This is a genomic window from Paenibacillus sp. UNC451MF (assembly GCF_000686845.1).
GTDB lineage: Bacteria > Bacillota > Bacilli > Paenibacillales > NBRC-103111 > Paenibacillus_S.
In genome coordinates this window covers 173,154-195,548 of the sequence record NZ_JMLS01000008.1, presented here as the reverse complement: position 1 = coordinate 195,548, position 22,395 = coordinate 173,154, and the positions used below count along the sequence as shown (strand labels likewise).

Here is a 22,395-nt window from a genome sequence, read left to right as displayed (position 1 = left end):
GATCGAGAATCTACGCTTCAGACCAAACCACTTTGCCGCCGAATATAGTTAATGTCGGCCAGCCTTTAAGCTTCCATCCTGTGAACGGTGTATTGCGACCTTTGGATGCGAACTCTTCCGGATTAACCTCTTTTTCTGCATCCAGATCAATGATTGCGATATCCGCTTCTTTACCGACTTCAAGAGTTCCGAGTGGTAATCCGAACACTTGCGCTGGAAGGGATGTCATTTTCTCAACCAGGAACTGCAGTGTCCATTGCCCTGTAGCGACAAATTTAGTATACAAGAGCGGGAAAGCCGTCTCGAATCCTACGATACCGAACGGTGCCAGATCAACGCCACGTGCTTTTTCCTCTTCGCTGTGGGGAGCATGGTCCGTTACGATAATATCGATCGTGCCATCCAGCAAGCCTTCGATACATGCTTGAACGTCTCTCGGTGTGCGCAGTGGAGGATTCATCTTCCAGTTGGCATCCATACCCGGGATGTCTTCATCGGATAGCAGCAAGTGATGCGGACACACTTCCGCGGTCACTTTAATACCGAACTGCTTCGCGTGACGAATTAGGCGAACTGATTGCTCCGTGCTCACGTGACAAACATGATAATGAACGCCAGTTGCTTCCGCCAGCAGCACATCACGGCCGACATGGATAGCTTCCGATTCGTTAGGAATTCCTTTCAATCCATGCTTTTTGGAAAATGCGCCTTCGCTTACCCAAGCGCCTTCCACCAAGGTGTTATCCTCACAGTGTGCGATAACCGGCATTCCAATTGAAGCTGCCTTAGCCATTGCATCCTTCATCATTTGAGCGCTTTGTACGCCCACACCGTCGTCCGTGTACCCGATGACTCCAGCTTCTTTCAAAGCGTCAAAATCCGTCAGCTCGCGACCGAGCTCATTTTTCGTAATGCAGCCGTAAGGCAGCACTCGAACAACGCCTTCCGTTGCAGCCTTGTCCAGCACGTATTTAACCGTTTCGACTGTATCGATAACCGGCCGTGTATTCGGCATACAAGCAATCGTTGTGTAGCCTCCTCTAGCCGCGGAGCGAGTACCTGTAGCAATGGTTTCTTTATGTTCAAACCCTGGTTCGCGCAAGTGAACGTGCATATCGATTAATCCAGGTGTCACCAGCTTCCCGGCCGCATCAATTACCGTGTGTCCTGCCGTATCCGGCTGTTCTTTTGCCGCGTCTACGATCTTTTCGATCACATTGCCTTCTACTAAGATATGTTGTTTCGTCAGCTCGTTGCCGGAAGCAACGACTTGAGCGTTTAAGATCCAGATTCCCATAATGCCCTCCCAGTAGTTCGTTATTACCTATAGTGTGTCCAGCAATTGGATTCATTCACATGAGTGATAGCAAGCCGGCAAGTCCTCAGCGATTAGCTTAATGCTCTCTCGATAACTGCCATACGGATAGGTACTCCATGACCCATTTGGGTAAAAATCTTCGATCGCTCGCATTCCACCAGCTCATCATCGATCTCTACATTCCTATTTACCGGAGCCGGATGCATAATGATCGCATGAGGTGCCATCGTAGCTTCTCTCTTAACAGTCAATCCGTAAGCTTCACGGTAATCTTCCGTCGATTTGAATGTGCTCTCCTCATGACGCTCCAGCTGAACTCTCAGCATCATGACCACATCCGCTTTAATTGCTTCTTCCATCGTAATGTACGGTGCATGTGCAGCCAACTCCGGAGCTTGCATGCTCGGTGGCGCACACAGACTCACTTTAGCTCCCATTGCTTGCAGCGCCCACAGGTTCGAGCGTGCAACGCGGCTGTGCTGTATATCTCCGATGATCGATACATTCAATCCTTTGAGATGACCGAAGTGCTTGCGCATCGTGAAAAGATCAAGTAAAGCTTGGGTCGGGTGCTCATTGCTGCCGTCGCCTGCATTGATCAGCGGCACTTTGATTTTCTCAGCCAGCTCAGCGAGCAGGCCGTTCGGCTTCATCCGGATGACTCCCGCATCAATGCCCATGGACTCAAGTGTTTTGACGGTATCGTAAATCGATTCCCCTTTTTGAACGCTAGAGACGGCTGCCGCGAAGTTCAAGACTTCGGCTCCCAGTCGCTTCTCAGCAACTTCAAACGAGAACCGGGTTCTCGTGCTATTTTCAAAAAACATGTTGGCTACAAAACGGCCTTGCATGTGATTCGCCAGCTTCACCGGGTACTGCTCCCAATATGCGGCGCGATCCAATATCGAAGTGATTTCTTCGGCACTCATCCCTTTGGTGCCTAACAAATGTCTCTCTGATGCAACCTTCAACTGTGTCATCCGTTTTGCCTCCTATGCTGGGTAATTACAACTTGATCTGTGCCATCCACTTCATTCAATAGTACCTCGATGGATTCGAGTCGTGAGGTCGGGATGTTCTTTCCAACGTAATCAGGTCGGATCGGTAATTCGCGATGGCCTCGATCCACAAGAACAGCCAATTGAATCATCTGCGGCCTTCCCAGATCCATTAAAGCATCCATTGCCGCTCTTACTGTTCTTCCAGTGAAGAGCACATCATCGAACAGGATCAACTTTTTATTATGAATGTCCATTCCCGCTGCTTCTGCATCACTGCTGTTAACAGCCCGTTCGAATCTGCCGGATCGGTCATCCCGATATCGGGTTACATCGATCTCACCAATAGGCACGGGTACGTTCTCGATTTCCATGATGCGTTCGGCAATTCTTCTTGCCAGATAAATGCCTCGGGTTCGGACTCCGATTAACATACAATTCTCGAAGCCTTTATTTCTCTCTAATATTTCATGAGCGATCCGGGTTAACGCGCGGCGCATTCCCGTCTCGTCCATTAACACATGCTCCGCTTCTTGCGCCAAGGTCTTCGACCTCCTGGTTTCAGTAAGTGATTGGCAAAACAAAAAACCTTGCTTATTAGGCAAGGTTTGCGGACACAAGGATATAAGCGGCCAAGGACATACGGAGTCTGTACGCGCAGACTACGGAACTGTCCTAGTTACCGTTTATTCCATTCGTTCACCTTGCCAGCCTCTCGGGACTGAGATTAAAGGTGCTATTCAGTTGGGAGTATTATCTCATGATCAACTGTCTCTGTCAATAGCAACTGTCGATGTATGTCGACAGATACATTGCTAGAACATCTCATTTATGCTATAAAGGAAAGGAATGATTTCGTTGTGTCTGATATCGATCCGGCGCACGTTATTTTACATAAGGAGTTGGAATTAGCATGTTAGAAATGAACACAGATGAAGTTATTAATTTTATTAAAACCAGCACGAAAAAAACCCCAGTGAAAGTATATGTGAAGGGCGATTTGGAATCCATCGATTTTGGAGCTAGCATCCAATCCTTCATCTCCGGTAAAAGCGGTGTTCTGTTCGGCGAATGGACAGAAGTAAAACGCGTTATCGACGAGAACCAGGCGAAAATTGAAGATTATGTTGTAGAGAACGACCGTCGTAACTCGGCGATTCCTATGCTTGATCTGAAAAACATCAACGCTCGTATCGAGCCAGGCGCTATTATCCGTGATAAAGTGGCAATCGGCGATAATGCTATCATCATGATGGGCGCTTCCATCAACATCGGCGCTTCCATCGGTGCAGGTACTATGATCGACATGAACGTTGTTGTTGGCGGACGCGCTAAAATCGGCGCAATGTGCCATATCGGTGCAGGTTCTGTTGTAGCTGGCGTTATTGAGCCTCCTTCTGCTCAACCGGTTGTCATCGAAGATGATGTACTTGTAGGTGCTAATGCCGTTATCCTTGAAGGCGTACGTATAGGTAAAGGCTCTGTCGTTGCGGCTGGAGCGGTTGTTACTGTTGATGTACCTGAGAACACGGTCGTTGCTGGAGCTCCTGCTCGCGTAATCAAAACCGTTGACGCTAAAACCAAGTCCAAAACCGAAATTTTGCAAGACCTGCGCACGCTGTAAACCAATGTGCCTGGCAAAGGGCTCGGCGATTCTCGCCGGGCTTTTTGTTTATCATGGTACACAAATAACTAAGGAGGCCGTTTCTCATGACTGCATCTAGCAAAAGCATTGTCGACAATCCAAGCCCTTTTGTAGCCATTCGCAGAGAGCTCCATCAAATCCCTGAGGCTGGCTTCGCGGAGTTCAAAACTCAACAGTACTTACTTGATTACATCAAAACCCTTCCTGAAGATCGCTATGAAATCCGTACTTGGCGCACCGGCATTCTGGTGAATGTCAAAGGTACGGCTCCTGCCCGCCGTTTCGGCTATCGTGCAGATATGGACGGCTTGCCCATCGTTGAGGACACAAGCTATGAATTCCGATCCACCCATGAAGGCTATATGCACGCATGCGGTCATGATGTCCATATGTCTATCGGTTTGGGGGTTCTCACCCATTTTGTCAACAATCCGATACGTGACGATATTACCTTTATTTTTCAACCTGCGGAAGAAGGACCCGGCGGAGCAAAGCCTATGCTCGAGAGCGAAGAACTTCAAGACTGGATGCCGGATCAGATTATCGCGCTACATGTCGCTCCCGAATATCCCGTAGGAACCATTGCGACAAGACCGGGAATTTTGTTCGCCAACACCTCTGAGCTGTTCATTGACTTGATCGGTAAAGGCGGGCATGCAGCCTATCCACATCTGTCTAACGATATGGTCATTACGGCGTGTCAGCTTGTATCCCAGCTGCAATCGATTATATCCCGCAATGTGAATCCCCTGGATTCTGCCGTTATTACTATCGGGAAAATCGACGGTGGCACAAAGCAAAACATTATTGCCGAAAAAGCTCGCCTGGAAGGCACGATACGTACTTTATCCGCTGAAACGATGACATTAATAAAATCACGCATCGAAGCTTTAACAGCGGGTATGGAGACTTCTTATAATTGCAAAGTCAATATTGACTACGGTGCTAATTATCGCCAAGTATTCAATCATGCAGACGTTACGGTAGAATTCATGAATTGGGTTCGCAACCACAGCGACATGCAGTTAATTGAATGTACAGAAGCAATGACCGGAGAAGACTTCGGTTATTTCCTCGAAAACATCCCTGGATTCATGTTCTGGCTTGGCGTGGATACTCCATACGGACTTCATCACGCTAAAATCGAACCGAACGAGCAAGCCATCGATCTTGCCATCCAAACGATCAGCAGCTATGTGGAATGGAAATCGGAATCGGGCAGCTAAGCAAATCCGAAGCTACCAACAAGTAAAGCTCCTTCGACCTCATAAAGCAGGCGAAGGAGCTTCTGTATATAACGCATTATTCTTCTTCCGAAATCTTCTTATTCTCCAACCATTCTAGCGGAACTGTTCCGCCTTGTCCTTCATCCGTCTCCACGTAACGCTTCAGAGCAGCCATTTTATTTTCCCAATAGCGTTCATAGAAGCTTAACCACCTCTTTAGTTCCTGAAGCGGTTCTGTATCCAAACGATACCTAGTTTCGCGGCCGACCTTTCTTTCCTTCACAAGACCTGCATCTGATAAAATCCGCAGGTGCTTGGAAACGGCCGTTCTGCTCATTGGAAAATGACCGCTAATGACTGTAACCGGCATTTCCTCATCAACCAGCAGCTTAAGCAGCTTGCGTCGAGTGGGATCCGCTATGGCTTGAAAAACATCGTGCTTTTGAGTGGAGGAGCTCATTGCGCTCCTTCAACATAAGCTGCCAGTTTCTTCTGGATTCCTTCCCAACCACGGGACATGTTGTCTCTAACAGCTGTATGTGGTTGGTCGAATTCAGTCACTTTGTCAGCATCCCATCCGGAATGAATTAAAGTGAATTCCGTTTTACTACCCTTATCAATTAATTCAAATGTAAGTGTCCAGTCTTTTCCCCATTGGAAAGAAAGTCGGTTTGGAGGATCAAGCTCAGTTACTTTACAAGGTGAATCTCCAAAAGGACCAGCGTTCAAATGAAACTCATAGCCTTCAATAGGCTGAAAATTATTAGGCATAAACCAAGCTGCGATGCCATCGGCTGTTGCAACAGCGTCCCATACTTTTTGAATAGGTGCATTCAATGTTAACGTTTGACGAATATCAGGAAGTGTATTCTGGCTCATTTATAATTCCTCCAACAACTTATTTGCGAAACCATTTGGTTTCATTTTATATTATATGAAACCAAATGGTTTCATGTCAACAACCTTATTTTGCCCGTGACTAAGGCTTTCATATTCTCTTAAATAAAAAGAACCGAGGAAACTTGGTTTCTCGGTCCTTCCGTGTTCATATTCACTTACAGCTTCTTAACAAAGGTCTCCAAGCGATCCATAGCTTTTTCAAGCAAATCCATACCATACGCATAAGAAATTCGAATGTACCCTTCTCCATAAATAGAAAAGGCATCGCCCGGAACGACGGCTACTTTCTGTTCATCCAGCAGCTTCATCGTGAAATCCATTGAACTCAGCTTGAAACGTTCAATCGACGGGAATAAATAAAACGCCCCTTCCGGCTTATCCAGCTCAAAGCCCATTTGGACTAGACGGTCATACACGAAATCACGACGTTCAATATAAGCTTCCTTCATTGGAAGTGCATCATCGATCCCATTAGTCAATGCTTCTAATGCAGCATACTGACTGATAGAGCTCGCACAAGTGACATTGTACTGGTGTACTTTGACCATGTGCTGCGACAAATATTCTGGTGCAAAGGTGAAACCAATTCGCCAACCGGTCATGGAATGTGACTTTGACAAACCGTTGATGACAATCGTCTTCTCACGCATTGCCTGAAACGATGCAAGAGAAGTATGCGGCTGATCATAAATAAGCTCACTGTAGATTTCATCTGAAATGACAAAAATAGATTTGTCCTCAAGCAGCCGCGCAATATCCGCCAGCTCCTGTGGGTTCAACACTCGACCCGTAGGGTTCGAAGGGTAGCACAGAATGATGCAGCGCGTTTTCTCCGTAATATGCGGCTCCAAAAGGTCTGCGGTAAGCTTGAATCCATTGGCACGTGTGTCGACATACACAGGCTCGCCACCGCACAAGCGTACTAGTGGCTCATACCCCGGATAGATAGGTCCGGGTAAAATAACCTCACTGCCCGCTTCCAGAATGGTGCGAAGTGTAATATCGAGCGCTTGGCTAGCGCCCGTCGTTACGATCACTTCCGTTTCCGGACGATATTTCAACCCGTACTTATGATCCACAAATTGAGCTACCGCTTGTCGAAGCTCCAACATACCGGGGTTAGGCGTATAGGTTGTCTTATGAGCATCGATAGCCGCCTTGGCAGCCTTCATAATATGATCTGGAGTCGGAAAATCCGGCTGCCCGATCGTCAAGGTTACAGCATCCTTATAAGTGCTAACCAGATTGGATATTTTACGGATACCTGATATTTGGATGTCTTTTACTTTGGGATTAATCAAATGTTCCATGCTTCAGTCCGTCCTTATCGATTTTTTAACACATGCAGCAAGTGCTGCATATCTTCAGGCAGCTCTGCTTCAAACTGTAAATGCTCGCCCGTCCGTGGATGCACAAAGCCAAGAACAGCCGCATGCAGCGCTTGTCCCTCGATGGTAACATGCTGGCTTCTTGCAGGTCCGTATGCCGGATCTCCGGCCAAAGGATGTCCGATAAATTTCATGTGGACCCGAATTTGATGGGTACGGCCGGTCTCCAGCTTTAGCTCCATCAAAGTGAAATCGCCGAATCGCTCCAGCACGACAAAATGAGTCACTGCATGCTTGCTGTTTTTTTCAGTTACCGTATAGAGCTTCCGGTCGTGCGGGTCTCTTCCGATTGGAGCGTCTATCGTACCATGATCATGAGCTACATTACCGTGTACAACGGCCAAATATTTTCGATTAACGGAATGCTCTTTCAACTGAGCGGCTAATGAAACATGCGCCAAATCATTTTTGGCTGCCATCAGAAGACCTGAAGTATCTTTATCAATTCGGTGGACGATCCCTGGTCTCATGACTCCATTAATACCGGATAAGTCCTTGCAGTGATACATTAGCGCATTAACCAGAGTGCCGGAATAGTGCCCGGGAGCAGGATGAACGACAAGACCTCTAGATTTGTTCACAACGATAACATCGGAGTCTTCGTATACAACCTCAAGCGGAATTGCTTCAGGCTCAAGGTTTAATTCCTCCGGTTCAGGAATAGTAAGAAACAGACGGTCACCTTCTGCTAGCTTGTAATTCGCCTTTATCTGGCCTCCATTGACTGTGAGATGCCCTTCTTTAATCCATTGCTGCACCTGCGTACGGGATACGTCTTCTTCTAATGATTCGGTGATAAATTTATCAACCCGTTCGCCACGCTCTTCAGCTCCTACGATCCATTCCATCGTTTGCTCCAGTTGTTCTTGATCCGAAACTGTCATGTTGTTTATGCGCCTCTCCTTTCTTTATTCCAGCTGATTAGTGAATCAATGAAAATCAGTGCCACCCCGACAACAATGGCTGAATCCGCAATATTAAAGATCGGATAGGTATAGTCTACATGGGATCCGAACCAATTGAATTGAAAACGGAATTGCAAAAAGTCTACCACTTCACCGAACAGAGCGCGGTCGATAAAGTTACCGAGTGCCCCTCCGAGCAGTAAACTCAGAGCAAATGGCAACAGCTTGCGTCCTTCCTTGCGTGTCTTTTGCAAATACCAGATAACGGCAGCAGCAACCACCAAGGTGATTACGATAAAGAACCATCTCTGGTTTTGCAAAATGCCGAACGCAGCGCCGCGATTGCGATGGGAAGTAATTTGAAAAAACTCGCCGATAACCGACCTGGACTCACCTAGCAGCAGCTTATTTACAATAACCCATTTGGTTGCTTGGTCCAAAAGAAGCACAATTAATGCGTAGATGTAATAAATCAATGTTTCATCTCCTTATTCGCTTCCTGTAATACAATGATTTTCCTATGTAAAAAGCTCAAGAACCGTTAAAAATAGAAGCAACGCAATTTCTTAAAGGAGGCGGCCCTATGCCGGATCACCCGAACACATTGAATTCTCAGCAGCTGCAAGAAATTAAACATACTCTGCAGGAAGAGAAGCAGTGGCTTGAGGATCATTGGCAAGCAAACGAACATTTCGGTCTGAATGAATCGCTGAGAAATCAAACAGGAGAGCTGTCTACTAATGACAATCACCCCGCCGATTTGGGTTCAGAATTGTTCGAACGAAGCAAGGACATCGCATTGAACGAAAACCGGGAACGCCATCTTACAGATGTTAAGGAAGCACTACAACGAATAGATAACGGCCGTTATGGCTTTTGCGATGCTTGTGGAGCACCCATTTCTTTCGAACGACTACAAGCCATTCCAACCACATTATACTGCGTTGAGCACGTTCCCGATCCTTGCGATTCAGAAGACCATCGTCCTGTAGAAGAACAATTTCTTGAACCGCCTTTTGGTCGGACAAGCTTGGATGAGCATTCCGAGCAAAATCAATTCGACGGAGAAGATGCCTGGCAAATCGTCGAAAGCTGGGGTACATCCAATACACCAGCAATGGCTGAAGATCCTAATGTTTCTGATAATTATAATGACATGGAAATCGAAGCCGACGAGCATGTTGGTTACGTTGAATCCTTTGAGAGCTTTTTAGCTACGGATATGTACGGTCAGCATGTCACAGTCGTCAGGAACAGGGCCTATCAAGATTATATGAATAACGGTGAAGGCGAAGGTCTGCTTGAGCCTGAACAGGATGCTTCGGACGATGGATATTATTAATAGCCCCGTCCTTCCAGCTGATACTGCACATGTTGGACGATATCCGCGATATAATCGCCGATAATCGGTAAGTTCAACGCACCTAACATTTTTAGAAAGTACAGGATAGTCGTAGCAAATATCGTAAAACCAATTGCGATGCCGACGCCACGGGAAATACCAGATAATAAATTCGCGAAAATTAATTTTCTAGGACTATTTAACAGTTGGACATAATCGGCAATTTGCGTTTGTTCCATTTTATTTGCCAAGTGATTCAATTGTTTTTGAATACTTTCAAGAGCCTTACTATCGTTTAGCTTATTTTGATCGACCATCCTGCTCCCCCTAATCCTCATAATGAGCGGCCCGGCAAAAGGATTTTTAATCTTCTGCCGGAGTGCTCTACTATGGTTAAGCTCCGGTTCCAGTAGTTAGCTTAATAACACTGGCACATCTTTTGCATAGAGTCGAATGCTCCTCATCGTGACCAACCTCAGGCGTAACAATCCAGCAGCGCTCACATTTATCTCGCTCAGCCACAATGACTTGAACGGAAAGACCTTTAAAGGAATGCGCACCTTCAGGCGCCTGTTCGTTAGGCTCATGCAATTTAACAGCAGAGACAATGAACAATTGATCCAATTGCGCGAAGCCTTGAAGCAGCTTATGGGTCTCAGCATCAGGGTACAAGTGTACAGCAGCTCCTAAGGAATTCCCGATCACTTTCTCCTTACGCGCCTCTTCCAACGATTTTAACACATCATCACGGATTCCAATGAACTGCTCCCACTTGCTTTCCATAGCCTCGTTGAACAAAGCTTTATTCACTTCAGGAAGTTCGCTCAATTGCACGCTTGCCAGCTCAACGCCAGGGATGTACTTCCAAACTTCATCTGAAGTATGGGGCAAAATAGGCGCAATCAATTTAGTTATTGCCGTCAAAGCATCATATAATACGGTTTGCGCCGCTTTGCGACCTGCATCACTTGGGGCGCTGGCATATAACCGATCTTTGATAATGTCGAGATAAAACGCGCTCATCTCCACTGCGCAGAAATGATGAACGGTTTGGTACACAACATGGAAATCATATGAATCATAAGCCTTAGTGACTCGCTCAATCATTCTATTTAAGCGGATTACGGCAAAACGATCAAGCTCATTCATATTTTCCACAGCTACGCGATCGGTGCTTGGGTTATAGTCATAAAGATTGCCAAGCAAGAAGCGCAGCGTGTTACGGACTTTACGATATACCTCCGTAATTTGATTCAAAATATTATCGGAAATCCGAACATCCGATTGATAATCGACGGAGGATACCCACAAGCGCAAAATATCAGCGCCAAGCTTCTCACAAACCTTGTTAGGATCAACGGTATTACCAAGCGACTTGGACATTTTACGGCCTTCTCCATCAAGCGTAAAGCCATGGCTCAAAATACCTTTATACGGCGCTTGCCCTTTTACTGCAACACCTGTAATAAGGGAAGAGTTGTACCAGCCGCGATATTGATCTGAACCTTCAAGGTACAAGTCTGCTGGCCATTGCAGCTCATCGCGTGTTTCAAGAACCGCTACATGGCTGGAGCCAGAGTCGAACCAAACATCCATAATATCGGTTTCTTTACGGAAATGATCATGCCCACACTTCGGACATACCGTGCCGCTAGGCAGCAGCTCTTTCTCATCGAGTTGGAACCAAGCGTTGGAGCCGTCCTTCTCGAAAATTTGTGCAACGTGCTCGATCGTTTCGTTGTTGACAATCGGCTCGTTACAGCTGCGGCAATAAAAGATCGGAATCGGAACTCCCCATACCCGTTGACGTGAAATACACCAATCTCCACGATCAGCAATCATATTATGAAGGCGAACCTCGCCCCAATTCGGAGTCCATTTAATCCGCTTGATTTCATCCAGCATTTCTTGACGGAATTTATCCACCGAAGCAAACCATTGCTCCGTAGCACGGTAAATAACCGGCTTCTTGGTCCGCCAGTCATGCGGGTATTGATGCTGAATCGTGGTCATATGAAGCAAATGCCCGGATTCTTTCAGCATCTCGGTAATAAGCTTGCCGCCTTTCTCATAGAACATGCCCTCAAAGCCAGGAGCTTCAGCCGTAAAATGACCTTGATCATCTACAGGACACAACACACCTAGGTTGTAGCGCTGACCGATCGCGAAGTCGTCTTCCCCGTGTCCCGGAGCCGTATGTACACATCCCGTACCTGCATCAAGTGTAACGTGCTCCCCAACCATAACAAGTGAAGTGCGGTCGTAGAAAGGATGCTTGCACAGCACATGCTCCAACTCACTGCCTTTAATCTGAGAGAGCACTTGAACATCCGTCCAGCCGATTTCTTTGGATGCCGCTTCCACTAGGCCCAATGCAAGCACATATTTTTTGCCGTCAGCGAGTACAATCGCATAGTCAAAATCCGGGTGCAAGCTGATGCCCAAGTTCGCCGGCAGAGTCCATGGAGTAGTCGTCCAGATCACAATGGAAGCATCCTCTGGAAGCTTGCCTTTGCCGTCTTGTACTTGAAACGCTACATAAATGGAAGTAGACTGTTTGTCTTGGTATTCAATCTCAGCTTCAGCTAATGCGCTCTCCGAGGATGGAGACCAGTAAACCGGCTTCAGACCTTTGTAAATATATCCTTTGTTCACCATTTGCCCGAAGACGCGAATTTGCTGAGCTTCGTATTTAGGTTGCAATGTAATATAAGGGTTGTCCCAATCGGCCCTTACCGCCAAGCGTTTGAATTGGCTTTTTTGTCTTTCTACCCATTGAAGAGCGTACTCTTTGCAATACTCACGGAATTCGTGAACGCTCATTTTTTTACGATCTACTTTACCTCCGTTAGCAATCGCTTGCTCGATCGGCAAACCATGCGTATCCCAGCCTGGAACATAAGGAGCGTCAAAGCCCTGCATCGTCTTAAAGCGGACAATGATATCCTTCAAAACTTTGTTCATGGCATGTCCGATATGGATGTCCCCGTTCGCATATGGAGGGCCATCATGCAAAATAAACTTAGGCTTTCCTTTACGGCTCTCTTGAACCATCCGATAAATGTCCATCTCATTCCAATGCTCCAGCATTTTGGGCTCGGCTTGAGGCAGATTACCGCGCATCGGAAACTCCGTTTGCAATAGGTTTAATGTTTTTCCATAATCCATTGTAACATTCAATCCCTTCGTCAAAATAACTTGGTGTGGCTCTCCATTCCAACAAAAAAAGACCCTCATCCCATAGGGACGAGGAGTCTCGCGGTACCACCCTGATTAAGACCATGTTGACAATCATTGAAATAAGGTTCCCCTTATTTCCGACTGCTTCATAGCCTTCACTCATTGATCTATAACGGAATCACCCGATCTGCTTTACTCAGAATTCAAGAGACGCTCATGGGTGATATTCCTTCACTGCAGAGGCCGGGCTCCCACCAATATCCCGACTCGCTGATCGCGCATACGTAAAGTACTCGTCCCAGTCATCGTTTTTGCTGTCATTTAATTTTGCTCATAACGGAGTATAACGAAAATATAAGTCAGAGTCAACTAACTCGTACGTCGTACTATCCACGCAGACTATGTATGCTCGATCTCCATTCGTTCCAAAGAGCTCCAGTCTTCCTTGCCGAGCAGCTCCAGCTGAGCTTCAAGCAATGTGCGGAAACGAGTGCGGTAAATGGAAGCCTGCTTTTTCAGTTCCTCGATCTCCACTGCTATTTTTCGGGATTTTGACAAAGATTCGTTGATAATACGATCCGCGTTTTTTTCCGCTTCTTTTATAATCAACTGCGCTTCCTTTTTAGAATTGGATTTAACCTCATCAGCGGCTTCCTGAGCTATAATGATCGTTTTACTCAACGTCTCCTCGATGTTGGAGAAATGATCCAGTCTCTCTTGAATAGTCGCCAGTTGGTTTTGCAAATCCTTATTTTCACGAATAAGCGCTTCATAATCTTTAATTACTTGATCCAAAAATTCATTGACTTGGTCTTCATCGTAACCGCGGAAAGAACGGCCAAATTCTTTATTATGTATATCCAACGGTGTTAACGCCATTGCTGCACCTCCTGAATATTCTGCAACATCCCGAAATTGTTCTATGTCAGACGCGTATTGCTATATTCGACAGTAGGCTGCAATTTCCTTCATTCTCCATAAAAAAAATCGGCAATCTATACATATTTGCCGATTTTAACGCGAAATCTGCCTTTTTTGGTTAATCCTTCGACTTCCAATACTTTAAACCTTCCGAACCCTTGCAGGGAAACGACGTCGCCTGCCTTGAGCGGCTTGCTCGGATCTTCTTCCTGCTTCCAATTCACTTTACACCGGCCCGCCTTGATTGGGACTAATATTTTTGCCCGGCTTAAATGATACACATCACTTACAATGCCATCCAGTCGTAAGGATGCGACAGACAAGCCGACTTCTATAAGCTTCGTATCTGCTGCTTGCAGCTGCTCTATAGGCAAGAGCTCCGTTTGAACATGAACCCGGTGCACCTGCTGAAGATTGAGACGCATATAATCCGCAACTTCGGCTGCCACAAGAAAATGACAGCCCGAATCCGAAACGTGAATATCTCCGATTTTGTCCCTTTTAATGCCCAGAGCCAATATAGAGCCCATATAGTCACTGTGATCCAGTTCCTTCAGCTTATCATCCAAGGCCGTCACTGAGATTAAGCTGACCCTCATATCCTCTTCGTCAAGCATCCTATAATCGGGTGCAACCAGTGCCCGCCGCCGCTCAGAATGTTCATGCCCCCCATCGAATCGCACCTGCACATCCGTAGTGCGGTTAACCAATGTGGATAGAATGAACGCCTGTCTTGGATCCAAGAAATCCGTAAGCTTCACCGTGTGCTGTTGAGCCCGCTCAACCCATTCGGTAGCCTTATCAACGAAACGATGCTCATCAGGGTGGAAGTGAGAATAAATTTGGTCTACATTCAAAGCCATCACCTATACAAAAAAGTTCACAATTGCACGAATGCCTTCGCCTATGAATCGAAGTGCAATCAAAGCGATAATCGGTGAAATGTCGATCATTCCGCCAATCGGGGGAATAAATCGTCTAAAGATAGACAAGTATGGCTCGCATAGCTTGCCTAAAATTTCACCGACAAAGCTTTCTCTTGCACTAGGAAGCCAAGAAAGCAGCACATAGGCGATCAGCATATATGTATAAATTTCTATGAGCGTGTAAATGTATCCGTCAATTGTGGAATACAAGCTGTTCACCCCGTTTTCAGTTATTGTGAGTACCCTTCATGACCCAGTATTTCCGAGATGGAGCCGTGAATTTCAACCGTATCCGGCGTACACAAAAAAATGTTTGGTCCGATCTTGGATATCGAGCCGTTGAGCGCATACACCGTACCGCTAATAAAGTCTACGATACGAGTCGCCTGATCAGGCCGAACCAAATGCAAATTGACGACAACCGGACGGCGGGACCGCAGATGATCAGCGATCTCCTGAGTGTCCTCATAAGATTTGGGTTCGGTAAGCATCACTCTAACATTCTTTTGCGAATGTATACTCACGACGTTATTCTTATTTCTACGTTGCTCAGTCGGATTGGTTTCAGGTTCTTCCGGTTGCTGCTCCACAACCCGCTCACGCTCTACTACTTCTTCTTCATCCTGTAGTCCCAAGAAGTTCATGAATTTGTTCATGACGCTCATGTCCTCTCCTCCTTCAAGTTTCACTCTAGTGAAACTAACTTCGAAAGCAATTAATAAGTTCCACGTTTATGAAACTTTCTTCGCATGCATGGCTCTGCTATTCTTTACCCACCAATACAGATCCCAAACGAACCCAAGTTGCTCCTTCTTCGATAGCAACCTCAAAATCGTTAGACATCCCCATAGACAAATGCGGTACCTCGTAGCCAAGTGCTCCCTCTCGGTTCAACTCATCCCTTAATTCCTTAAGTCGTCTGAATACAGGACGAGTCGCCTCAGGTTCTGCTTCATACGGGGCCATAGTCATGAGACCCACAATACGAATGTTTTCCATTCCTCGAATCTCTTCGATAAATGAATGGAGCTCTTCAGGCGGCAATCCGTACTTCGTCTCTTCCCCAGAAACATTCAATTGGATAAAGCATTGTGCGGTAATCCCCATAGCACCCGCCTTCTTATCCACTTCCTTGGCAAGCGAGAGCCTGTCCAACGAATGAATATAAGCGAATTTGCCCAAGACATCCTTCACCTTGTTGGTTTGCAGATGACCAATGAAATGCCATGTTCCTTGATTTCCGAACGCTTCCCATTTTGCCTGGGCATCCTGCCACCGATTTTCTCCGATATGATGAAGCCCTTGCTGGAGTACCTGCCCTGTGGTTTCCAATGATACATATTTGGTTACCGCAATAATATGAACCTCATTACGATCACGTCCGGCGCGGACGCAAGATTTGGCTATTCTGTCTTCTACATATGGTATAGTTTGCGTCAATTGCAAAACGTGAAGTCACCTCAATTTCTATCCGCCTATTCATGCAACCCAATCCACGCAGCCATTCTGCCTGTTTTCCCGCCTTCCTTACGGTGAGAAAAGAAGAGATCGGTGCGACAACTCGTGCATAAACTACTTATTTCGATATGAGACGGCAAAATTCCTGCTTTTATCATAATTTGTCGGTTCATTTGTTGCAAGCTTAAGTTATATTTCCCGTTATCTTTATTTTCATATATCCAGGCCGATTTATCGTCGTTTTTATTTTCAATTCCTAACTCGTCCATCGTCTGAACGATTTGTGATATGACATTTTCATCCACTTCGTAGCAGCATGAATGGATGGAGGGACCGATTGCTGCAAGAACATCTGCCGCTTTCGTACCGTATTGGGATTCCATTGCTTCTAATGTTTTACGGGCAATTTGCAATACCGTTCCTTTCCAGCCGGCATGCGCCAAACCGACTGCCCGTTGCACCGGATCAAAAAATAATAGCGGCACACAATCTGCGAATAGTGCATGAAGAAAGAGACCGGGTTCATTCGTAATAAAAGCATCTTTAGCTTGTATCGCACCCTCTCTTGAGTCCACGCCTGCACCCGCAAGCTGTCTTGTTACAACCTGAACCTCATTCCCATGAACCTGCTCGGCATAAGTGCAATCTTCGAGCTTCATATTTAAGGCTTCCGCCAATCGAGAACGGTTTTTGATTACATCCTCAGGCACATCCATAACATGCAGTCCGCAATTCAGAGAGCCGAACTCTTTCTTACTTACTCCACCGAGGCGGGAAGTAAACCCTACCGTTAAGCCTATGGCCTGATCCATCCAATGCTTTATAAAAAATAGCTCGCATCCGTTTTCCACTTTTTGCAGCACAAATGGTTCCATCCCTGCAACTCCCTTCGTCCTCGATTCCGATTCCCAAACTCTCCCTACCAGTATACACGAAAATGGAATAAAACCTCAAAACAATTACAACGACAAAACAGCACACTTACCGATGAACAATACCGCAAACCTGCGGAATGCTCTCGTTCGTGTGCCTTCACCGGGACACTTGATGCTTACCCTCGATACTGCCGATTGTACTCGTACGTCGTCGTCTCCACTTCATCCTGCTGCCGATAGCTCCGAACATCATCCAGCTTCACCAGCACGACATCCATCCCAATTTTCACAATGTTCTTCCATGGAATGACGACATCTGTGGAACCTCCGAACCACCCGAATAATCGGCCGCTGCTCGGAACAACGATAGACTCGATCCTTCCTTGCCGGAGATCCAGCTCCAAGTCGCTTATTTGACCGAGCTTCTTACCGTCCACAATATTGATTACGTCCTTGGTTTGAAAATCTGATATTTTCACGCTGCAACCACCACGTATTCTCATGGATTCTTAACAAAAGGAAACCCTCGCTTTACCTGCCTCTTATAGATACTATATGTGAGACTTGGGCAAAATGTCCATCTTCATGAAAAAAAGACCCACTCTCACAGCTTGAACGAGTCGGTCTAATCTTTTAGGTCATCGCGCGATGGGGCGCGGGTTAGTTTTTAACATGCTTTTGCATTTGAGATATCGCCGACTTTTCAAGACGGGATACCTGTGCTTGAGAAATGCCGATTTCATCGGCTACTTCCATCTGGGTTTTTCCATCGAAAAAACGCATGGACAAAATCATTTTTTCACGGTCATTGAGCTTACGCATCGCTTCCCGTAAGGCAATACCTTCAATCCAAGAAATATCTTTATTGCGGTCATCGCTAATTTGGTCCATCACATAAATAGGATCTCCGCCGTCATGATAGATCGGTTCAAACAACGATACCGGGTCCTGGATGGCATCCAATGCAAATACTACATCTTCCTTCGGCACATTAAGCGCTTCGGAAATTTCATAAATTGTTGGTTCTCGCGAGTTTTGATTCGTCAAGCTGTCACGGACCTGCAGCGCCTTATATGCAATGTCACGCAGAGAACGCGATACACGAATCGGGTTGTTGTCACGTAAATAGCGGCGGATTTCACCAATGATCATCGGTACGGCATACGTTGAGAATTTTACATTTTGGCTTAGATCAAAGTTATCAATTGCCTTCATCAGTCCGATACAGCCTACTTGAAACAGATCATCCACATATTCACCACGATTGTTAAACCGTTGAATGACGCTAAGCACCAACCGCAAATTGCCGTTTACCAATTTCTCTCTTGCAGCTCGTTCATTATTTGTTTGCAGTTGAACGAATAATTCACGCATTTCCGCGTTGGTCAAAACAGGTAGCTTTGCAGTATCGACACCGCAAATCTCGACTTTGTTTCGGGTCACCGTGATTACCTCCCAAGGAGAAACATTACTGTTAATTATCTCCTCGCGATACTTTTTTATGCGCTGTCCCCTGTCCTCCATCGACCCAATGGAAATGCGTAAAGACATTCAACTCCAATCAGATCAAGCACGGATTCGCTTTCAAACCGATCAAAAAAACTTTTTTTCCAGTTTAAACCATTTTGTTAAATTCCTTACGCAGCCTTTTAATGATGCGCTTTTCCAACCTCGAGATGTAGGATTGAGAAATCCCCAACATGTCGGCTACATCCTTCTGCGTCTTCTCTTCCCCGTCCTGAAGCCCGAATCTTAGCTCCATAATGGTGCGCTCACGTTCCGTCAGCTTATCCAGCGCTTTATGCAGCAGCTTCCGGTCTACTTGTTCTTCGATATTACGGTAGATCGTATCGTTCTCCGTCCCCAGTACGTCCGACAACAGCAGCTCGTTGCCATCCCAGTCAATGTTAAGCGGTTCGTCGAAGGAAACCTCGGTTCGGATTTTGCTGTTGCGGCGCAAATACATCAATATTTCATTCTCGATACATCGGGAAGCGTAGGTAGCCAGCTTGATTTTCTTCTCAGGGTCAAATGTATTGACTGCCTTAATCAAACCTATAGCTCCAATGGATACGAGATCCTCAATGTTAATGCCTGTATTCTCAAACTTCCTCGCTATATAGACGACAAGTCGCAAATTCCGTTCAATCAGCATAGCTCGGATCGCGGCATCCCCTGAAGGAAGCTTTTCCAGCAAATATTCTTCCTCTTCGCGTGTGAGTGGAGGCGGCAGCGCTTCACTTCCGCCTATGTAGTAGATCTCCTCCCCTTTCAATCCAAGAAACAGCAAAAGACGGAAATAATAGATTTGCAGAATGAGCTTCAACTTCAAGAGCATAATCGCGTTCCTCCTTAGCATTTTGCGGTTTGGTTTCTCTAAGCTGTACGCCTAGATCGTGATAAGCATAATCATTAATTTTGCAGCAAATTCGGATGAATAATAGCTTGATAGGCGTTGTCTGCGCTTAATTTGCCGCCATCTAAGCCTATCAGTACTTTAAGCGCTTCAAATTGCTTGTCATTATGGGTAATGACTACACGATCCGGTTTAATCGCCAGCATGAATTGCGTGCTTCGATTAACTCCACGGTAAGGAACAAGCCTCAGCCGGTCCTGCCATTCAAATTCGTCGGTTCCAATAGCGCTCACAATTTGGTCTACCTCAGCCCGTTCAATCCGTTGCTTCCATGATTCCGGAATTTTCTCTTTCCACTGGGAAAGCTCCATAACCATGACCGGTGTTTTCGTCAACGGATCATACAACTGATTTCCCGTATCTATCAATCCGGTACAGCTGGATTCGAACTGATCGATATGCACGTCCACTTTTGCAAAAAAAGAGGCCAGCTCTTCCTTTCGTTTGGAAGCTTGCTGAACATGGCGGAATAACCAAATCGCAAAGAACAGAACCACAATCATAAACAACAGACCTACTTGCAGCCTATGCTCTACACCGCCAGATTGCGTAAATAAAATACCGTTTATGACCTCGCCGGACGACATCCAAAAGTAATGCACACCTACTATCGCCCCAGCGGCTACAAAGTTAATAATGTAAAATGCTCCGACATTCCGCCAAAAATGCTGAAGCCCGCCATAGCCGTAAGCCGTCAAAATCATGATTAAAGACAATAGAAATTTAACGGCAAACGTAAACAAAAACGATAACGGCGGAAAAAACAAAAGTACGACGTAAGCCCCTCCAATAGCGGCAGAGCACAGCAGCCTCCACCAACGGAACTGCAGCCTTCTCATTTTCGCCGTAGCTATAAGAAGGACCGCATCGATCAACATGTTGACCAGGAAAATGATATCGACATATACAATCATTTCCCCTAACCTCCCGGCGGTCTCTCTATTAGAACTAGCTTTATACGAATGAGACAAGTATATAGTAAGCTTATTCCAAAGTCTGTCTAAACTTGCCGATTAGGTGTAACTTTTTTTGTCAAGTTATGGAATTTATAAACTTCTCTACAAATTGAATCCCGAACTGCTTGCACGTTTCCTTCTCCGCTTGAGAAGGAGAGAGTTCAATCTTTAGACCATCCAACACAACTTCCGCTCCAAGCTCCTGCAACTTAGCAATTAAAGTGTCTACTGCAGCCCCATACTCCGAATAGGAAGAGTCGCATGAACCAAATACGGCAGCTACCTTACCTTTCAAATCAAGTTCATCCATCTCGTCATAGAAATCAAGAAACTCGTCAGGAAGGTCACCATCTCCCCAAGTGTAAGCACCTAGCAATATTCCATCATAGTCTGACAGCTCATTTCCACTAGAATCCATCACGTTTTTCAGTACTAGCTCTCCCTCGGCTTCACGTATTCCATCAGCTATTGCATCTGCAATATCCTCTGTATTTCCTGTCATGCTTGCAAAAATCATTACTATTTTTGACATTCCCATTCCCTCCGCAGATCTGTAGATTATTATAGATTGAATGATAATGATTCTTATTATCACTTAATCCATCGTTGTAAATGATAATCATTCTCATAATTGTTGTCAATAGTTTCCTCACTTTTTATCATTTATCTAACCTGTAAACACAACAAAAGCCCCTCGATCCATTAGCAAATGGTTAAGGGGCTTCTTACATTCATAATTTTATAAGTACAAAGATTATGGATTATTTATCAAAACTGTTTTTGCCGCGATTGCGAAGGAAGGTTGGAATATCCAGTTGATCGCTGGATGCTTGTCCACCAAATGGACGTAGATTATTTAAACCACCGCGATTGTCATTAGCTGAAGCTTCATTAGATGTCGTCGCATTGTTACCCATTGGCTTGCGAATCTGCTGTTGAGTCTCCGGTTTATGTTCAAACCCGGTTGCAATGACCGTAACTTGAATTTCATCCTTGAACTTCTCGTCAATCACTGCTCCGAAGATCATGTTTACTTCCAAGTCGGAAGCGGATGCCACGATATCGGCAGCTTCGTTAACTTCGTACAAAGACAGATTGGCTCCACCCGTAATGTTCATGAGAACGCCTCTAGCTCCGTCAATGGAAGTTTCCAACAACGGGCTTTGGATCGCTTTCTTGGCCGCTTCGGCTGCTCTGTTCTCACCGGTTGCTAAACCAATACCCATCAGCGCAGAGCCACGCTCTGTCATGATCGTTTTTACGTCAGCGAAATCGAGGTTGATTAGACCAGGTACAGCGATCAAGTCAGAAATCCCTTGTACACCTTGGCGAAGTACGTTATCTGCTACGCGGAACGCTTCAAGCATTGGCGTTTTCTTATCGACGATTTCAAGCAAACGGTCGTTAGGAATAACGATCAGCGTATCCACCTTTTCCTTCAGAGCAGCAATCCCTTGCTCCGCCTGCAAAGCACGTTTACGTCCCTCAAATGTGAACGGTCTAGTTACAACGCCAACCGTTAAAGCTCCGCACTCTTTGGCAATTTCAGCGATAACCGGAGCCGCTCCTGTTCCTGTACCGCCTCCCATACCTGCAGTGACGAATACCATATCGGCGCCTTTAAGTGTATTGAAAATCAATTCTCTTGATTCTTCAGCCGCTTTTTTACCAACCTCAGGATTGGCTCCTGCTCCCAAACCGCGTGTCAGCTTATCGCCGATTTGCATCTTTTGATCCGATTTGGATAAGTGAAGTGCTTGAGCATCCGTATTCACGGTAATAAACTCTACGCCTTTTACTCCGTTGTCAATCATTCGGTTGACAGCATTGCTTCCGCCGCCGCCAGCTCCGATTACCTTTATCTTGGCAAGACTATCCATGTCCATATCAAATTCAAACATAGCCTTCATTTTCCCCCTCATTAAGCCTAAAAAGTCATGT

The 22,395-nt window shown here is 45.9% G+C and carries 25 protein-coding genes and 1 other annotated feature; of the genes, 3 read left to right on the top strand and 22 right to left on the bottom strand.

Features of this window, described 5'->3' with window-relative positions:
• Window positions 1-10: 10 nt before the first annotated feature.
• The 3 genes from BP97_RS0111955 to pyrR form a co-directional block, all read right to left on the bottom strand.
• Window positions 11-1,297, bottom strand: a complete 1,287-nt coding sequence (locus BP97_RS0111955) for a dihydroorotase (RefSeq protein WP_028549313.1) — start codon at window positions 1,295-1,297, stop codon at window positions 11-13.
• A 92-nt stretch (window positions 1,298-1,389) separates the two neighbouring features.
• Complete coding sequence (locus BP97_RS0111950; RefSeq protein ID WP_028549312.1) at window positions 1,390-2,298, bottom strand: aspartate carbamoyltransferase catalytic subunit; 909 nt, start codon at window positions 2,296-2,298, stop codon at window positions 1,390-1,392.
• Window positions 2,295-2,831, bottom strand: coding sequence for a bifunctional pyr operon transcriptional regulator/uracil phosphoribosyltransferase PyrR (gene pyrR, locus BP97_RS0111945; protein ID WP_036745774.1), 537 nt, complete (start codon window positions 2,829-2,831; stop codon window positions 2,295-2,297). The genes BP97_RS0111950 and pyrR overlap by 4 nt, the downstream gene beginning before the upstream one ends.
• A 398-nt stretch (window positions 2,832-3,229) precedes the next feature.
• Between pyrR and dapD the strand changes: the two genes are divergently transcribed.
• Both dapD and BP97_RS0111935 read left to right on the top strand, forming a co-directional pair.
• Window positions 3,230-3,940 (top strand): 2,3,4,5-tetrahydropyridine-2,6-dicarboxylate N-acetyltransferase, encoded by a 711-nt coding sequence (dapD, locus tag BP97_RS0111940; protein WP_028549310.1) that lies wholly within the window; start codon window positions 3,230-3,232, stop codon window positions 3,938-3,940.
• A gap of 86 nt (window positions 3,941-4,026) precedes the next feature.
• The gene (locus tag BP97_RS0111935) at window positions 4,027-5,187 is read left to right on the top strand and encodes an N-acetyldiaminopimelate deacetylase (RefSeq protein WP_036745753.1); all 1,161 of its coding nucleotides are present in this window, start codon (window positions 4,027-4,029) and stop codon (window positions 5,185-5,187) included.
• Between the two features lie 76 nt (window positions 5,188-5,263).
• Here the strand turns inward: BP97_RS0111935 and BP97_RS0111925 are convergent, their stop codons facing one another.
• The 5 genes from BP97_RS0111925 to lspA form a co-directional block, all read right to left on the bottom strand.
• Window positions 5,264-5,647, bottom strand: coding sequence for an ArsR/SmtB family transcription factor (locus tag BP97_RS0111925; protein ID WP_028549308.1), 384 nt, complete (start codon window positions 5,645-5,647; stop codon window positions 5,264-5,266).
• The gene (locus BP97_RS0111920) at window positions 5,644-6,066 is read right to left on the bottom strand and encodes an SRPBCC family protein (RefSeq protein ID WP_028549307.1); all 423 of its coding nucleotides are present in this window, start codon (window positions 6,064-6,066) and stop codon (window positions 5,644-5,646) included. The genes BP97_RS0111925 and BP97_RS0111920 overlap by 4 nt, the downstream gene beginning before the upstream one ends.
• A gap of 176 nt (window positions 6,067-6,242) precedes the next feature.
• Window positions 6,243-7,397: an aminotransferase A gene (locus BP97_RS0111915; protein ID WP_028549306.1), complete on the bottom strand. Its 1,155-nt coding sequence runs from the start codon at window positions 7,395-7,397 to the stop codon at window positions 6,243-6,245.
• Between the two features lie 14 nt (window positions 7,398-7,411).
• Window positions 7,412-8,359: an RluA family pseudouridine synthase gene (locus BP97_RS0111910; RefSeq protein ID WP_051620522.1), complete on the bottom strand. Its 948-nt coding sequence runs from the start codon at window positions 8,357-8,359 to the stop codon at window positions 7,412-7,414.
• A 5-nt stretch (window positions 8,360-8,364) separates the two neighbouring features.
• On the bottom strand, window positions 8,365-8,856 hold the full coding sequence (gene lspA, locus BP97_RS0111905; RefSeq protein ID WP_028549304.1) for a signal peptidase II: 492 nt from the start codon (window positions 8,854-8,856) through the stop codon (window positions 8,365-8,367).
• Between the two features lie 107 nt (window positions 8,857-8,963).
• Between lspA and BP97_RS0111900 the strand changes: the two genes are divergently transcribed.
• The gene (locus BP97_RS0111900) at window positions 8,964-9,722 is read left to right on the top strand and encodes a TraR/DksA C4-type zinc finger protein (RefSeq protein ID WP_028549303.1); all 759 of its coding nucleotides are present in this window, start codon (window positions 8,964-8,966) and stop codon (window positions 9,720-9,722) included.
• On the opposite strand, the gene BP97_RS0111895 is transcribed toward BP97_RS0111900, so the two are convergent.
• The 14 genes from BP97_RS0111895 to ftsZ all read right to left on the bottom strand — a co-directional run bounded on the left by BP97_RS0111895 (window position 9,719) and on the right by ftsZ (window position 22,355).
• A complete protein-coding gene (locus BP97_RS0111895; protein ID WP_156043198.1) occupies window positions 9,719-10,039 on the bottom strand; it encodes a DUF5665 domain-containing protein in 321 nt (106 codons plus the stop codon). The genes BP97_RS0111900 and BP97_RS0111895 overlap by 4 nt on opposite strands.
• Before the next feature lie 76 nt (window positions 10,040-10,115).
• Window positions 10,116-12,890, bottom strand: a complete 2,775-nt coding sequence (gene ileS, locus BP97_RS0111890; RefSeq protein ID WP_028549301.1) for an isoleucine--tRNA ligase — start codon at window positions 12,888-12,890, stop codon at window positions 10,116-10,118.
• A gap of 71 nt (window positions 12,891-12,961) precedes the next feature.
• Window positions 12,962-13,217, bottom strand: a binding site (T-box leader).
• A gap of 84 nt (window positions 13,218-13,301) precedes the next feature.
• Entirely contained in the window at window positions 13,302-13,781 is a 480-nt protein-coding gene (locus tag BP97_RS0111885) for a DivIVA domain-containing protein (RefSeq protein ID WP_028549300.1), read from the bottom strand.
• A 116-nt stretch (window positions 13,782-13,897) separates the two neighbouring features.
• Window positions 13,898-14,680, bottom strand: a complete 783-nt coding sequence (locus tag BP97_RS0111880) for a YlmH family RNA-binding protein (protein ID WP_028549299.1) — start codon at window positions 14,678-14,680, stop codon at window positions 13,898-13,900.
• Between the two features lie 9 nt (window positions 14,681-14,689).
• The gene (locus BP97_RS0111875) at window positions 14,690-14,959 is read right to left on the bottom strand and encodes a YggT family protein (protein WP_028549298.1); all 270 of its coding nucleotides are present in this window, start codon (window positions 14,957-14,959) and stop codon (window positions 14,690-14,692) included.
• A 20-nt stretch (window positions 14,960-14,979) separates the two neighbouring features.
• Window positions 14,980-15,414: a cell division protein SepF gene (locus tag BP97_RS0111870; protein WP_028549297.1), complete on the bottom strand. Its 435-nt coding sequence runs from the start codon at window positions 15,412-15,414 to the stop codon at window positions 14,980-14,982.
• A gap of 97 nt (window positions 15,415-15,511) precedes the next feature.
• Window positions 15,512-16,195, bottom strand: a complete 684-nt coding sequence (locus tag BP97_RS0111865) for a YggS family pyridoxal phosphate-dependent enzyme (RefSeq protein ID WP_028549296.1) — start codon at window positions 16,193-16,195, stop codon at window positions 15,512-15,514.
• 29 nt (window positions 16,196-16,224) lie between these two features.
• On the bottom strand, window positions 16,225-17,082 hold the full coding sequence (gene pgeF, locus BP97_RS0111860) for a peptidoglycan editing factor PgeF (RefSeq protein ID WP_028549295.1): 858 nt from the start codon (window positions 17,080-17,082) through the stop codon (window positions 16,225-16,227).
• A gap of 176 nt (window positions 17,083-17,258) precedes the next feature.
• Window positions 17,259-17,561, bottom strand: a complete 303-nt coding sequence (locus BP97_RS0111855; protein WP_028549294.1) for a YlmC/YmxH family sporulation protein — start codon at window positions 17,559-17,561, stop codon at window positions 17,259-17,261.
• Window positions 17,562-17,742: 181 nt separating this feature from the next.
• Window positions 17,743-18,525, bottom strand: a complete 783-nt coding sequence (gene sigG / locus BP97_RS0111850) for an RNA polymerase sporulation sigma factor SigG (RefSeq protein WP_028549293.1) — start codon at window positions 18,523-18,525, stop codon at window positions 17,743-17,745.
• Window positions 18,526-18,697: 172 nt separating this feature from the next.
• The gene (gene sigE, locus BP97_RS0111845) at window positions 18,698-19,420 is read right to left on the bottom strand and encodes an RNA polymerase sporulation sigma factor SigE (protein WP_028549292.1); all 723 of its coding nucleotides are present in this window, start codon (window positions 19,418-19,420) and stop codon (window positions 18,698-18,700) included.
• Window positions 19,421-19,494: 74 nt separating this feature from the next.
• Window positions 19,495-20,412 (bottom strand): sigma-E processing peptidase SpoIIGA, encoded by a 918-nt coding sequence (spoIIGA, locus tag BP97_RS0111840; RefSeq protein ID WP_028549291.1) that lies wholly within the window; start codon window positions 20,410-20,412, stop codon window positions 19,495-19,497.
• A 118-nt stretch (window positions 20,413-20,530) separates the two neighbouring features.
• Window positions 20,531-20,986: a flavodoxin gene (locus BP97_RS0111835; protein WP_028549290.1), complete on the bottom strand. Its 456-nt coding sequence runs from the start codon at window positions 20,984-20,986 to the stop codon at window positions 20,531-20,533.
• 229 nt (window positions 20,987-21,215) lie between these two features.
• On the bottom strand, window positions 21,216-22,355 hold the full coding sequence (ftsZ, locus tag BP97_RS0111830; RefSeq protein ID WP_028549289.1) for a cell division protein FtsZ: 1,140 nt from the start codon (window positions 22,353-22,355) through the stop codon (window positions 21,216-21,218).
• Window positions 22,356-22,395 lie beyond the last annotated feature (40 nt).